The sequence below is a fragment of the Kangiella spongicola genome (assembly GCF_003194565.2).
Lineage (GTDB): Bacteria > Pseudomonadota > Gammaproteobacteria > Enterobacterales > Kangiellaceae > Kangiella > Kangiella spongicola.
On the sequence record NZ_QICH01000002.1, the window covers coordinates 543,985 to 557,364 of the forward strand.

Sequence of the window (13,380 nt, forward strand, 5' to 3'; positions counted from 1 at the left end):
AACTCATTGCGGTATAAAGATTTTCCCTGTAGTCTCATAAAAAAATATTCACCCTACACGTCTATGAAACTACCTAAAATTTCCATCGGCCCAGCAGCATTAGTCGCTGCGGCATTTATTGGACCTGGAACCGTCACCGTAGCCACAAAAGCGGGGGCAAATTTCGGCTTTAGCTTACTCTGGGCATTATTATTTTCAATTCTGGCCACCATGATTCTGCAAGAGATGACCGCAAGGTTGGGCGTCATCGGACAAAAAGGGCTAGGTCAGTCTATTCGTGAATTAATAAAGAATCCTGCCTTAAAAGCTCTTTCCATTATCTTAGTGGTTAGCGCCATTATTATCGGTAATGCCGCTTATGAAGGTGGCAATATTGCAGGCGCAACGCTTGGTGTTGAAGTGGTTTGGGACTATCCCGATATTGCAGGAATCGATTTAGCAGCGCTGACTATCGGTGTCATTGCTTTCTTCGTGCTTCTAACCGGAAGCTATCGCCTAATCGAAAAGGTGTTAATCGCCGTGGTTTTGTTGATGAGTATTGCCTTTCTCGTCACCTTTGTCTTAACCAAGCCTGATTTAGGTGAGTTGTTTGAGGGATTATTGGTGCCAAGCCTTCCAGATTCTGCAACCTTAACCGTGATTGCTTTAATCGGCACCACAGTGGTTCCTTATAATTTGTTTTTACACTCTTCTAGCGCTAAAAAGAAGTGGAAAACTGTCTCGGATCTGAAAAAAGCGCGACAGGATATTTATGTCTCGATTCCGCTTGGTGGATTAATTTCTATTGCTATCGTTTCGACCGCTGCCAGTGCATTCTTCGGCAGCCAATTGGAAATAAATAGCGCAGCAGATATGGCGAAAAGTATTGAGCCTGCATTTGGCGAATTAGCACAATACATGATTGCGCTAGGATTATTTGCTTCGGGGATTTCTTCGGCGATCACAGCCCCATTAGCTTCGGCTTATGCCTTAACGGGTTTGTTAAATATCCCTGAAGATCTTAGAAGTTATAAATTCCGCGCTATTTGGATGATCATTTTAGTGGTTGGTGTGGCCGTGTCATCTTTAGGCTTAAAACCTGTTTCAGTCATTTGGTTTGCTCAAGTGGCTAACGGTTTACTGTTGCCGATCATTGCAAGCTTTTTGTTGTGGGCAATGAACCAAAACTTTTTAGGCCAACATAAAAACAATCTATGGCAAAACTTGTTGGGCTTCTTGGTTGTTATCGTCTCGTTCGTTTTAGGCGCAAAGAGTCTACTATCTGCCTTCAAGTTGTTATAATAACCGTATGAATAGAAGCATTGATATTAATTGCGATCTTGGTGAAAGCACTAAGCCAGAAAGCTGGGCGCGTGATGCCGAGATTATGCCTTACATATCGTCCTGCAATATTGCTTGTGGCGGCCATGAAGGCAATCAAGCGAGCGTCAATGCTTCAATTAATAATGCTTTGGCCCACAACTTAGCGATCGGCGCACACCCCTCCTATCCTGATAAAGAAAATTTTGGCCGAAAGTCCATAAGCTTGGGTGAGCTTGAGCTTATAAAAACCTTACGGCTGCAAATTGATTTAATTGCTGAAAGTTGCAATCAACATGGGGCCAAGCTTTTCCATGTTAAACCTCATGGCGCGCTCTATAACGATGCCGCCTTGGACTTATCCCTCGCTACCACGATTGCTGAAGTCGTGGCGCAAGTGTCAGGAAATATAAAGCTGATGGGGTTAGCCGATTCGGCCATGAAGGAAGCTGCTCATAAGGTTGGTATTGAGTTTATCAATGAAGGCTTTATGGATCGCAATTATCGATCGAATAAAACTTTAGTGCCACGCACGGAGCCAGAAGCGTTACATAGCACTCTTGAAGAAAGCTTACAGCAAGCTCTAAAGTTTGCTCAAGGTAAACCAATCTCTACGCCATCGGGTCAGTTGCTCAGTATGAAGGTTGACTCGATTTGCCTGCATGGCGATAACCCGAATGCAGTCTCTATTGCCAAGCAACTGCATCAAAGTTTGACAGACCATAACATACAGATTCGTTCAGGAATGTAATGTTTAATTATAGCGTTAATATAAACAGCGATAACTCTTTAATTATCGAGTTCAAAGGCGAAATCAGTCTAGAACTAACGCGCTTTATATTAGGTTGTAAACAAAATATCGAACAAGCCCAACTTACTGGTATTATTGAAACTGTTCCTGCTTACAACTCTTTACTGGCCATTTTCAAACCATTGGAGTGGGAACCAGTACAAACAAGCTCAACCATAGAAAAGTTACTAAGCTCAGCTAAAGCAGTCGAAACATCGGACTCTGAAAAGCACATCATCCCAGTATGTTACGACGCTTCTTTAGCGCCTGATTTAGAATACGTCGCACAAAGAACCAATCTCTCCGTTAAGGAAGTCGTAAATCTTCATACTGCAAACCAATACCCAGTTTATATGCTTGGTTTTTTACCTGGATTCTTATATCTGGGAGGATTGAATCCAAAGTTACACTGTACTCGACGAGACGATCCTAGAGCAAAAGTTGAAGCAGGCTCAGTGGCGATTGGTGGCGAACAAACCGGAATTTACCCTATCGATAGCCCTGGCGGTTGGAATATTATTGGTAAAACCCCCAAGAGGATATTCGACATCACAAAGAATAAACCTGCGATTGCCAAGCCTCTAGATACGATTCAGTTCACTTCTATCAGCCTTGATGAGTTTAATAGCTATGAGCATTAGAGTGTTAAAAGCTGGCGTTTTAAGTACCATCCAAGATCTGGGGCGGCCAAATTACTTGGAGTATGGCGTTTCTAGGAATGGCGCTCTCGACGAATATAGCCACCAAATTGCCAACTGGCTTGTAGGTAATCCAAAATCGAATGCGACCATAGAAGTTACACAAGTTGGACCGTCTTTAGAGTTCATGGAGAATCATACCGTTGCAGTAGCAGGCGCTAGTTTTGAGCTCACTCTTAACGATTCACCCTGCCCCATGAACACTACCTTGCACCTCAAAGCTGGCGATGTATTAACATTTGAGAAATTGCTATCTGGAGCACGGGCATACATTGCTATAGCAGGTGAGATTAATTTAGAAGCGGTGATGGGTAGTTTATCAACGAATTTACTCGCTGGTTTTGGTGGTTATCAGGGCCGAGCACTAGAGGATGGTGATGAGATTGCTATAAATTCGGAGCACTTCACTGAGACTCGCGTGACTCCCAAAGAACTTTCAGTGGAGCATCACCATAGCTTAGAGCAACACCACTTTGTGGTGCGATTTACTCAAGGTAGAGAATACGAGCTATTAACAGAGCCCAGTAAACAGTCGTTGGTTGAAAACGACTATAGCGTAAGTAGCTATAGCAATCGGATGGCGTTAAAGCTAGAGTCTGACAAAGACACCCTCAATCAAACCCAAGAGCTCTCGATGACCACAGCGCCTATCGTTTCAGGTACTGTGCAACTGCCACCGAGCGGTCATCCCATCGTCATTCTAGCTGACGGACAAACCACCGGCGGCTACCCAAGAGTTGGGCAAGTCATTAGTGCTGACCTTAGCTTACTAGCTCAACTAAAAGCTAATGATACGGTTTCTTTCTACCCAGTAACCGTAGACGAAGCTTTAAGTGCCTTATTTAAAAAGAACAACTATTTCGACTCTGCCCTTAGTCACTAAAACCTAATGAGTGTTATATAAAAAGATTTCGACATGACCGCTACTATCATTGATATTAAAGATAGAGCGCATACCGGATAGCGCTTTATTGTCTGACTTAACAATAGTCTGCGTCACCTTCATAGCAGCACCAAGTAAGTGTCCCTGCGAAGCCCCGTCGTAAGGTGCGATACTCACCTTGCAGATTGTTTCTTTGCACTGCATATCTTTAATTTGTAAATCAGACAATAATCCCTTTTCAGCAAAAAGTTGATCGAGTTGAACCTTGGTTTCATTTGACCAAGTGTAGTCCTCTTCTTCGGACTCAAAACGTGATAATACGTCCTCGGACATAGCAGCAGCTTCTTTAGCGAACTCTGAGTCTAAGTCGTTTGAGAAACCAGCCGAGGTCGTCTCCGAGCTTTTTATTTCAGCTAGCTCCTGCTCTAATTCCGCAACTTTCTCTGCTAATTGACGCTTTTCTTTATCGACATCGGCAACTATATATTTTTCTAAAACAGGTTCGCTGTGTTCGGTAATATCTATATCATCAGTTGGCTTATTTCCGGTTTGAAGACTATAGTTCTGTGTTTCTATAGCCTCTTGCCCTAGAGTGCTACTATCACTACCGACAACTTGGAACAATAGGTAAGTATTTAGTCCTAACGATACAACTAACAAACCTAAAAGAACTTTCTGATTCATTTTTATTTCTGTCTCTGTCTTACGGCTTCAAACAGTGTGACACCTGTTGCTACCGAAACGTTCAAACTAGAAACCTCGCCAGCCATAGGAATTTTGATAAGGAAGTCACAATTTTCGCGAGTTAAGCGACGCATACCATCGCCTTCGGCGCCCATGACGATAGCCAAGCCACCTTTTAGGTTGGCTTGATAAATATCCTGCTCCGCTTCGCCGGCAGTACCCGCAATCCAAATATTACGCTCTTGTAATTGCTTCATGGTGCGAGATAGGTTTGTCACTGGAATAAATGGCACTGACTCTGCCGCACCGCAAGCTACTTTGCGTACCACGTCGGTAATGCTGGCAGCGTTATCCTTCGGCGCTATTACCATATGAACCCCCGCGGCATCGGCACTACGCAAGCAAGCACCAAGATTGTGAGGATCGGTAACGCCATCCAAAATCAGAATGAACGGCTCCGTATCTATCGAATCGAGAATCTCTGGAATGTGTTTCTCATGGAACTGTTTTGCTTTTAATTGATGGCACTCCGCGATAACACCTTGGTGGCGCTGCTTCGTCATATCATCAAGCTCTTCTCGATCTTTTTGGATCACTTGAATGTTTTTAGATTGAGCCAGCTTTACTAATTTATGAGCGCGCTGGTCATGGCGGTTTCGCTGTACAAATAATCGTTGCACACTATCGCTATTACGTTTCAGCAATACTTCAACGGCATGAACGCCATACACTAATTCAGACATATAAACCTTTCAAATTTGGGTTAATTAACCGCGGTTTTTCTTACCGCTTTTACCGCGTTTTTTCTTTGTGTTTTTTGAGCCTTTGCCCTTTGTACTTTTTGAATAGCCTGGCTTAGCACCACTTCTGCCTTTAGGCTTGCTATCTTTCTTTGACTTTTCTTTTTTTGAAACAGAGCCCGACTTCTTGGCTTTAGCGTAAAGCTTTCTGCGCTCAGAGCCTTTAACTTCTTCACGTTTTACTTTTTCACGCTCAAGCAATTCAAAGTCAATATTGCGCTGTTCAAGATCAACTTTTCCGACCTTGATTTTTACGCGATCACCAACTCTAAAGCTTTGCCCTTTGCGTTCACCAATTAAGCGCATCTTGGTCGCGTCAAAGTGATAATAATCATCACCAAGTTCACTAATGTGAATCAAACCTTCGACAAATAGCTCATCCAGTGCAACGAAAATACCAAAGCTGGTGACCGTCGCCACTGTGCCCCAGTATTCTTCGCCAACACGAGTTAACATATATTCGCACTTCAACCAGTCGACCACATCTCTCGTGGCCATATCAGCGCGACGCTCGGTCATGGAGCAATGCTCTGCATAGGAAACTAATTCTTGGGTAGTGTAGGCTTTGCCGCGCTCAGAGCCCGTGACCTTACTTTTTTGTAGAAGCGCCTTGATAATTCGATGCACTAACAAATCAGAGTAACGCCTGATAGGTGAAGTAAAGTGCGTATAAGAGTCAAACGCTAAACCAAAGTGACCTTCGTTTTCAGGGCTATAAACCGCCTGCATCATCGAGCGCAACATCATGGTTTGAATCAACTCATAATCCGGGCGCTCTTTAATCGCATCATGTAACTCGCGATAATCTTTTGGCTCAGGCTTATCACCACCGAACAAGAAGATGCCAAGCTCGCCGAGGAATGCTCTAAACTTTTCGAGACGTTCTTCCGAAGGGCCTTCATGGATTCTGTAGATGCCTGGCAAATCACTTTTTTCGATAAATTCTGCCGCGGCTACGTTAGCGCAGATCATACATTCTTCAATGATCTTATGGGCATCATTTCGCGTTCGCCCGACAATATTTTCAATCTTGCGGTTTTCATCAAAAATAATTTGTGTTTCGGTGGTTTCGAACTCAATCGCACCACGTTTATTTTTAAGTGCTAAGCGAGCTTTGAATAAGTCATACAGCTCTTCGAGTTCTTTAACGCGCGGAGCGTACTCTTTTCTTAGCTCTTCATCGCCGTCTAAAATCGCCCACACTTTTTCGTAAGTAAAACGGGCGTGTGAGTGCATTACGGCTGGATAAAAGTCTGTGTCAGTAACGTTACCTAAAGCATCCAAGTCGAGCTCTGCAACCATGCATAAACGATCAACATCAGGGTTTAGCGAGCAAAGACCGTTGGATAATATTTCAGGTAACATCGGCACAACATACTCAGGGAAATAGACCGAGTTACCACGCTCAATCGCTTCTTTATCTAGCGCTGAACCGGGCTGAACGTAATGGCTAACGTCTGCAATCGCTACCCAAAGCTTCCAGCCTCCACCTTTTTGCTTTTCGCAATAGACAGCATCATCGAAATCTCGAGCATCAGCGCCATCGATGGTAACAAGTGGCAACTTTCTTAAATCTACACGACCTTCCCAGTCTTTATCAGTGACTTCAACTGGAAGTTCAGTCACTTCATTGGTAACGTCTTCTGGCCATTCATGCGGAATTTGATGATTACGAATCGCAATTTCAATTTCCATGCCTGCAGATAAGTGGTCACCTAAAACCTCTTTAATAATACCATGAGCATGGCGATTCTTTTTAGGTCGCTGTACGATTTCTGCGACCACCACCTGACCTATCTCCGCACCAAGCGTATCATCGGGCGAAATAATCAGATCGTGTAAAATACGAGGGTCATCGGAGGATACGAAGACTAACCCGCTTTCCTCAAACAGCCGGCCAACAATATGGTTGGTTGAACCGTCGAGTATTTCGACAATACCTGCTTCAGTTCGTCCTCGTTTATCAATTTTTTTAACGCGGGCGAGAACTTTGTCACCATGGAACACACTGTGCATTTCTCGTGGTGAGATATACCAGTCGTCGCCACCTTCCTCTAGGGCTAAGTAACCATAGCCATCTCTGTGCGCTAATATTTTTCCTCGAACCAGATCCGTCGCGTCTACAAGGCAATACTTACCTTTACGGTTGCAGATCAACTGTCCGTCACGCTCCATCGCATTTAAGCGTTTATCAAGTGCTCTTTTTTGTTCGGGCTTTGTTATTTTTGATTGTTTTGCAATGATTTCAAAAGAGACAGGCTCACCGGCCTTTTCCAGCACGGATAAGATAAACTGTCGACTTGCGATTGGGTTTTCGTAACGCTGTGCTTCTAATTCTGCTTGTGGATCTTTATGGGGTTTCTTTGGCATATATTATTCCTAATTTTTTTATATTGTATCTATTAACGTCCTCGCTGACCAAGTCTAAATAGATTTAAACTGATTATAAGACAAAAAAGCGACCCTTAGGTCGCTTTTCAGTATGATTTAACAACATTTTAACGTTACTAGCCCTTTTTCGACTCTCGAATATAAAAGCGAGCTTTTTCTGCATTATCAACGCAGGCGTCATAACTTTCGAATGTTTGGTTAGTTTTCGCTGCCGTCAGTAAACTCGCAGCTTTGGTGTAATTCACAGTCCCTGCGAAGCCTTCGCTTTTAGCAAAGTTTAACTCTTTATAGGCAGTATCAACAGCCTGGCGACATTGCTCTGCGCTGTAACCTTTTCGAGCACCTGCGCACGCTGTCAGCACTAGAGTTGCGATAACTATGACCATAAGTACCATCAAATTCTTCATTCTTGACCTCCTCTGTGTTACATGATGTACAAGAGTTTACCTTAAAATATTTGAAATTTAACAAAGTATCTCTCAAGTCTTACATCAAATAGGGTAACGCGATATGATTAATATATCCTTAATACAGGCCGTAGAGACACATTTTGAATTTAAGTCTTCCAAAATTTAACAATTCCAGTGTATTAGTTATAGGCGATATCATGCTCGACCGCTACTGGTATGGCGATACTGGCCGTATTTCGCCAGAAGCCCCAGTACCCGTGGTTAATGTGAACAATACCGAAGATCGCGCAGGTGGAGCGGGCAACGTCGCTTTAAACATTGCCATTCTCGGTTGTGATGTCACTCTATGCGGTATTACTGGTGATGATGAAGCAGCACAAAGCCTCGAAGAAATACTGCAACATCAGCAAGTTCGTTGTCATTTTGAAAAGCGCACACATCAACAAACCATCACTAAACTTAGAGTGATGAGCCGCAGTCAGCAATTACTCAGAGCCGACTTTGAAAAAGACTTCTCACTTAGCAATGGCCTAGACATCGAACATATTCGAAAACTTATCGAGCAACACGATGTAGTGGTTCTTTCAGACTACGGCAAAGGCACTTTATCCGATCCGCAACCGATTATTCAGGCCGCTCTTGTCGCCGGAAAACCTATCATCGTCGATCCTAAGGGCTCGGATTTTAGCAAATACCGCCAAGCAACTTTGATTACCCCGAATCAATCAGAGTTTGAAGCGATCGCAGGAAAACCTGATTCTGAGGAATCTTTCTTAGAGCTTGCTAAGAAAACCCGTCAATCTCTTAGCATAGACAGCTTATTGGTAACGCGTAGCGAAAAAGGTATGGCGCTATTTAGTGCCAATCAGGAGCCTTACTTGCAACCGACACAAGCTCGCGAAGTTTATGACGTTACAGGTGCTGGCGATACAGTGGTAGCCACTTTAGCTGGTTCGATGGCCGCTGGCGCGACACTTCGAGAAGCTGTACAGATCGCCAATCTAGCTGCAGGAGTAGTGGTTGGCAAGCTCGGCACTGCAACAGTCACCACTCAAGAATTAAGCTATGCCATGTTGCAGCAGCAACCGCTTGAAAAAGGTGTGCTCACCGAACTACAAATCATTCAACTGATTCGCCAAGCAAAGGCCTCAGGCGAGAAAATTGTAATGACCAATGGTTGTTTCGATATTCTCCACTCTGGGCACGTTTCATATTTGAAGCAAGCAGCCAAACTTGGCGATCGCTTAATTGTCGCCGTTAATAGCGATGATTCCGTCAAAAGGCTAAAAGGGCCAAGCCGACCAATAAACCCCAGCGAGCAGCGCATGACTGTTCTAGCAGAATTGGCAAGCGTCGATTGGGTCGTTGAGTTCACCGAAGACACGCCACAGCGATTGATTGAAGCTCTTGCTCCTGATGTCTTAGTCAAGGGCGGCGATTATAAGGTCGAAGAAATTGCTGGCTCAGAAAGTGTCCTAGCAAATGGCGGTGATGTTATTATTTTAGATTTTATTGACGGCGTTTCTACCACTAAAATTATAGATAAGAGTAAAAGATCCTGATGTAAAAACGCCTCTACTGGTTGGCCAGCAGAGGCGTTTCATTAACAATATTCAAATTAACGAGTAAACATCGGGCCAACGCCATTCGCCCAGAATAGTACGCTAATCGCCAAACCGCCTACCACTAACACCAGGCCCACCGTAATAATAGAATTGGAGAAGAAAAAAGCTTTATCTTCGTCAATATCCATCATAATTGGTGTTCCCAGAAATAGAAGTCGAACGGAATACGCAATGGCAAGTAAAGTTAATAGTAAATCCATCCAAAGTAATGGATAAGCACTAAACACACTAACAAGAAATAAGGGAATACACGAATAACTGACTAGCGCAAAACAATCAGCCAAACTTGCTTTAGAGCCATAAGTTTTGGCCATCCAATGAATAAATCGAGAATAGACGTAAGCAGCGAGTAAAATTGCGATATAAGCAACTATTGCGATGCCTAGTGCGCTCTCCCAAGTGAGTTTTACTGGTGGTTCATCACCAATTCTCCAACCACTATAAACAGCACCGATAAAGCCAAACAATGGCGGTAACAGCGCCATTACTAATAAAAGCCTAAAGTAAACCTGAGGAATCGTGAAGTTTCTTTTTTTTATGTTTTGCCATGTTTTAACTGGGTTATACAACATATTAAATCTATTTTTCATTCTGATTCCTCTTTATTTTTAGTTACAGCGGGTCCCCGCTAATTTGCTCAAACCCGTCATATCCTCAATCGTTATTTCTTTGTCTTTTATTGAAATATACTTCCTATCTTGTAACTTCGAAAACAAACGGCTGACAGTTTCGACCGCCAAGCCTAAATAATTAGCCATATCATTACGCGTCATTGTGAGATTAAAGCAGTCTCTTGAAAGACCTCTACTCGCAAAGCGACTGGATAAGTTCATTAAAAATGCAGCTAAACGCTCGTCAGCACTTTTTTTGTTAAGCAACAACATGAGCTCCTGATCATCATGGATCTCTTTACTCATCACTCTTATCAACTGCTGCCTTAAACCAGGGATTTCTCCAGAAAGCATCTCTAGTTTACTGTATGGAATAGTGCAAACAGATGAAGTTTCAATTGCCTTAGCCATACTCGGATGCATTTCGCGACTAATTGCATCAAGACCAATAATCTCCCCCGGCAAATGAAAGCCCGTAACTTGCTCTACGCCGTCCTCTGAAATGGTATATGACTTAATACAACCAGAACGGACCGCATATATAGCTTCAAAGTCATCACCCGCTCGAAATAGCATTTCATTTTTATTGAGCGGTTTTTTTCTTTGAATAATGCTGTCTAAGTGCTCGATTTCAGACTCCACGAGCATAACCGGCAAACAAAGTTGGTTAATACTGCAACTTTGGCACTTTATGGAAGGTAACATTCACACCCCTTAGAAAACTTTATTCGATAACAGTATATCGTTTAGATTTAATAATTTAAATAGCTGCAGAATATATAGTCATCGATTTTAACTGTTTAAAATGCTGGTCAAAAATCATACATATATTTCGAATCAGCAAACGTCCTGCTTGGCTAACCCGGATTCCCTCGGCAGTTATTTCTGCTAAACCGTCACTAACGATGTCATCGAAGCTATCGAGTTCGTCTTTGAAATAGTCGCTAAAGACGATGCCATAACGCTTTTCTACCGTACGAAACTCAAGGTTAAACTGACAGATTAAATGCATAATAACGTCGCGACGAATCTTGTCATCCTCAGTAAGCTCATAACCACGCCAAGTAGCATACTCGTTGTTGTCGATATGCGCATAATAAGTTTTTAGATCGCGATCATTTTGATAATAGCTATCGGACACTTTACTAATCGACGACACGCCCAAACCAATCAAGTCACAATCGGCATTTGTGGTATAGCCTTGAAAGTTTCGGTGCAAATCTCCGTTTTCTTGTGCCAAGGTGAGCTCGTCGTGAGGAAGCGCAAAGTGGTCCATGCCAATATAAACATAGCCAGCCTCAGTCAACTTCTTGATGGTCATTTCTAAAATGGCAATTTTTTCACTAGCAGTCGGCAACTCGTCAGCATTTATTCTACGTTGTGGTTTAAAGCGATGCGGTAAATGTGCATAGTTGAAAACCGACAAGCGATCTGGCGCCATTTCAATGACCTGGCGAATTGTTTCCTCAAAGGTTTCAACCGACTGAAAAGGCAGACCATAGATCAAATCCACGTTGATCGACTCAAAACCATACTTGCGAGCGTCGAGTAGTGCCTTTCGTGTCATCTCATAAGGTTGGATTCTATTAACTGCTTTTTGTACTTTAGGGTTAAAGTCCTGCACGCCTAAACTGAGTCGATTAAAGCCAAGTTTTGCCAAAGCCGGAAGTGTTTTTCTATCCATGCTACGAGGATCAATTTCAATTGAAATCTCACTCTTTTCGGAGAATTTAAATAATTCTTTTAAGCGATCGGTGACCTGTTTAATTTCTTCGTTAGTCAAAAACGTAGGTGTGCCGCCGCCCCAGTGCATTTGGGTCACTAAACGACCAGCTAATAACGGCGCGATCTGCTCTGCTTCCTTCAGAAGTGCTTCTATATAATGCGCTGCTTTAGAGCGATCTTTTGTAATGACTTTATTACAAGCGCAGTAATAGCAAATGTTTTCACAAAAAGGGATGTGGACATAAAGTGAGATTGGCTTTGACTTATCCGACGAATTTAAGACTTCTATCATGTTGGAACTTGTGAAGCTTTCATCGAACTGTAGTGCGGTTGGATAAGAGGTATATCGTGGCCCTGAAATGCTGTATTTCTCGATAAGTGCTCTATCCCAGTGTACTTGATTATTCATAACAAACCCTATTGTAGGAAGTATGAATAAGATCTTAGATTAAAGCCGTTTTGGGCTATTGATCTAGATCAACTATAGCGCACTCATCCCTTATTAATGGTGATGGTGATGATGTTGGTGCGAGCCCATGTCGTTAGCTGGGACCAACGTGGTGTACATCTGATAGGAGCCCCATACAATAAAGATAATACCGATAGTGGTTCTCAGCCAAGGCTTTTTAAACCATTGCAATAACTGCTTCGCAAATACCCCAGTAATATAGAGCGCAGGCAAGGTGCCTAAACCAAAGGCCAGCATAGTAACGACACCGTTAATAGCACTACCGCTTGCTGCAGAAACCGCAAGGGCACTGTAAACCAAACCACAGGGCAATAGTCCCCATAACAGTCCGATCGATGCGGCTTGAGAAAAATTACGAATGGGTAGAAATTTCTTTTGCACAGGTGCCACATATTTCCACAGCTTACCGCCCTGCTTTTCAAGCACTGTCAGCAAACTCCAGCGCCCCATTAAATACAGCCCCATCATGATGAGCAGAACTGAAGCGGCTATCATTAATACTGGAAAGTCGGTCCAGCGACTCATAACGTCACCTAGAGCACCTGTTATGCCGCCAAGTATGGCGTAGCTACATACTCGAAATAGCTGATAGACTAGCGATAAAGTAGCTTGTCGAGATGGCTCACAGCCGGAACTTAAAGCCACGGTCAGGCCACCACACATCCCCATGCAGTGTGCACTGCCTAGTAAGCCCATGATAAAAGCCGGTAGCCAGATAACAGTGAGTTCAGTCATCTTGAGCGCCCTTCTTTTTAGTTGCTATTTTCTCACCATCGCTAGCAGCCTCTTCGCTCGACTTGTCATCACCGTTCTTTTCTTCATTAGACGGCTCTTTACTAGTCGGCCCTTTACTAGACTCACTATCAAATAAAATTCGATGTGCTTCTTTGTCCAAATCAGAATATTGATCCGAGTTTACTGCCCAAAAGAATATCGCAATAGCGACCACTAATAGGAAGATAGAGATTGGAATGAGTAAATATAAAGCGTCCAAA

The 13,380-nt window shown here is 43.2% G+C and carries 14 protein-coding genes; 5 read left to right on the forward strand and 9 right to left on the reverse strand.

Features of this window, described 5'->3' with window-relative positions; translation table 11 throughout:
• Window positions 1-63: 63 nt before the first annotated feature.
• Genes DL796_RS08180 through DL796_RS08195 form a run of 4 tightly spaced genes read left to right on the forward strand, consistent with a single transcriptional unit; the run spans window position 64 to window position 3,670 of the window.
• Window positions 64-1,281: an Nramp family divalent metal transporter gene (locus tag DL796_RS08180; RefSeq protein WP_110201207.1), complete on the forward strand. Its 1,218-nt coding sequence runs from the start codon at window positions 64-66 to the stop codon at window positions 1,279-1,281.
• A 7-nt stretch (window positions 1,282-1,288) separates the two neighbouring features.
• On the forward strand, window positions 1,289-2,050 hold the full coding sequence (gene pxpA / locus DL796_RS08185; protein ID WP_110201208.1) for a 5-oxoprolinase subunit PxpA: 762 nt from the start codon (window positions 1,289-1,291) through the stop codon (window positions 2,048-2,050).
• A complete protein-coding gene (pxpB, locus tag DL796_RS08190) occupies window positions 2,050-2,730 on the forward strand; it encodes a 5-oxoprolinase subunit PxpB (protein ID WP_110201209.1) in 681 nt (226 codons plus the stop codon). The genes pxpA and pxpB overlap by 1 nt, the downstream gene beginning before the upstream one ends.
• Window positions 2,720-3,670 (forward strand): 5-oxoprolinase subunit C family protein, encoded by a 951-nt coding sequence (locus tag DL796_RS08195; RefSeq protein ID WP_170114237.1) that lies wholly within the window; start codon window positions 2,720-2,722, stop codon window positions 3,668-3,670. The genes pxpB and DL796_RS08195 overlap by 11 nt, the downstream gene beginning before the upstream one ends.
• 3 nt (window positions 3,671-3,673) lie before the next feature.
• Here the strand turns inward: DL796_RS08195 and DL796_RS08200 are convergent, their stop codons facing one another.
• The 4 genes from DL796_RS08200 to DL796_RS08215 form a co-directional block, all read right to left on the reverse strand.
• Window positions 3,674-4,354, reverse strand: coding sequence for a hypothetical protein (locus DL796_RS08200; protein ID WP_110201211.1), 681 nt, complete (start codon window positions 4,352-4,354; stop codon window positions 3,674-3,676).
• Window positions 4,355-4,356: 2 nt separating this feature from the next.
• A complete protein-coding gene (rlmB, locus tag DL796_RS08205) occupies window positions 4,357-5,097 on the reverse strand; it encodes a 23S rRNA (guanosine(2251)-2'-O)-methyltransferase RlmB (protein WP_110201212.1) in 741 nt (246 codons plus the stop codon).
• Window positions 5,098-5,121: 24 nt separating this feature from the next.
• Complete coding sequence (gene rnr, locus DL796_RS08210; protein WP_110201213.1) at window positions 5,122-7,524, reverse strand: ribonuclease R; 2,403 nt, start codon at window positions 7,522-7,524, stop codon at window positions 5,122-5,124.
• A gap of 137 nt (window positions 7,525-7,661) precedes the next feature.
• Window positions 7,662-7,943: a hypothetical protein gene (locus tag DL796_RS08215; RefSeq protein ID WP_406946424.1), complete on the reverse strand. Its 282-nt coding sequence runs from the start codon at window positions 7,941-7,943 to the stop codon at window positions 7,662-7,664.
• A 152-nt stretch (window positions 7,944-8,095) separates the two neighbouring features.
• On the opposite strand from DL796_RS08215, the gene hldE reads away from it, so the two are divergent.
• Window positions 8,096-9,517, forward strand: coding sequence for a bifunctional D-glycero-beta-D-manno-heptose-7-phosphate kinase/D-glycero-beta-D-manno-heptose 1-phosphate adenylyltransferase HldE (gene hldE, locus DL796_RS08220; RefSeq protein ID WP_110201215.1), 1,422 nt, complete (start codon window positions 8,096-8,098; stop codon window positions 9,515-9,517).
• A 56-nt stretch (window positions 9,518-9,573) separates the two neighbouring features.
• Here the strand turns inward: hldE and DL796_RS08225 are convergent, their stop codons facing one another.
• The 5 genes from DL796_RS08225 to ccoS form a co-directional block, all read right to left on the reverse strand.
• Window positions 9,574-10,170, reverse strand: coding sequence for a Yip1 family protein (locus tag DL796_RS08225; RefSeq protein ID WP_110201216.1), 597 nt, complete (start codon window positions 10,168-10,170; stop codon window positions 9,574-9,576).
• Between the two features lie 18 nt (window positions 10,171-10,188).
• Complete coding sequence (gene fnr / locus DL796_RS08230) at window positions 10,189-10,896, reverse strand: fumarate/nitrate reduction transcriptional regulator Fnr (RefSeq protein WP_110201217.1); 708 nt, start codon at window positions 10,894-10,896, stop codon at window positions 10,189-10,191.
• A gap of 55 nt (window positions 10,897-10,951) precedes the next feature.
• Complete coding sequence (gene hemN / locus DL796_RS08235) at window positions 10,952-12,325, reverse strand: oxygen-independent coproporphyrinogen III oxidase (protein WP_110201218.1); 1,374 nt, start codon at window positions 12,323-12,325, stop codon at window positions 10,952-10,954.
• A 93-nt stretch (window positions 12,326-12,418) separates the two neighbouring features.
• Window positions 12,419-13,120 carry a sulfite exporter TauE/SafE family protein gene (locus DL796_RS08240; protein ID WP_110201219.1) on the reverse strand — a complete coding sequence of 234 codons (702 nt, stop codon included), beginning with the start codon at window positions 13,118-13,120 and terminating at the stop codon, window positions 12,419-12,421.
• Window positions 13,113-13,379, reverse strand: a complete 267-nt coding sequence (ccoS, locus tag DL796_RS08245) for a cbb3-type cytochrome oxidase assembly protein CcoS (protein WP_110201220.1) — start codon at window positions 13,377-13,379, stop codon at window positions 13,113-13,115. The genes DL796_RS08240 and ccoS overlap by 8 nt, the downstream gene beginning before the upstream one ends.
• Window position 13,380 lies beyond the last annotated feature (1 nt).

Bases quoted from the DNA above. Each gene is read 5' to 3' on its own strand.
- DL796_RS08240 (WP_110201219.1), bottom strand. From the start codon at position 13,120: ATGACTGAACTCACTGTTATCTGGCTACCGGCTTTTATCATGGGCTTA.
- DL796_RS08195 (WP_170114237.1), top strand. From the start codon at position 2,720: ATGAGCATTAGAGTGTTAAAAGCTGGCGTTTTAAGTACCATCCAAGAT.
- rnr (WP_110201213.1), bottom strand. From the start codon at position 7,524: ATGCCAAAGAAACCCCATAAAGATCCACAAGCAGAATTAGAAGCACAG.
- DL796_RS08200 (WP_110201211.1), bottom strand. From the start codon at position 4,354: ATGAATCAGAAAGTTCTTTTAGGTTTGTTAGTTGTATCGTTAGGACTA.
- DL796_RS08180 (WP_110201207.1), top strand. From the start codon at position 64: ATGAAACTACCTAAAATTTCCATCGGCCCAGCAGCATTAGTCGCTGCG.
- pxpA (WP_110201208.1), top strand. From the start codon at position 1,289: ATGAATAGAAGCATTGATATTAATTGCGATCTTGGTGAAAGCACTAAG.
- rlmB (WP_110201212.1), bottom strand. From the start codon at position 5,097: ATGTCTGAATTAGTGTATGGCGTTCATGCCGTTGAAGTATTGCTGAAA.
- pxpB (WP_110201209.1), top strand. From the start codon at position 2,050: ATGTTTAATTATAGCGTTAATATAAACAGCGATAACTCTTTAATTATC.
- hemN (WP_110201218.1), bottom strand. From the start codon at position 12,325: ATGAATAATCAAGTACACTGGGATAGAGCACTTATCGAGAAATACAGC.
- DL796_RS08225 (WP_110201216.1), bottom strand. From the start codon at position 10,170: ATGAAAAATAGATTTAATATGTTGTATAACCCAGTTAAAACATGGCAA.
- fnr (WP_110201217.1), bottom strand. From the start codon at position 10,896: ATGTTACCTTCCATAAAGTGCCAAAGTTGCAGTATTAACCAACTTTGT.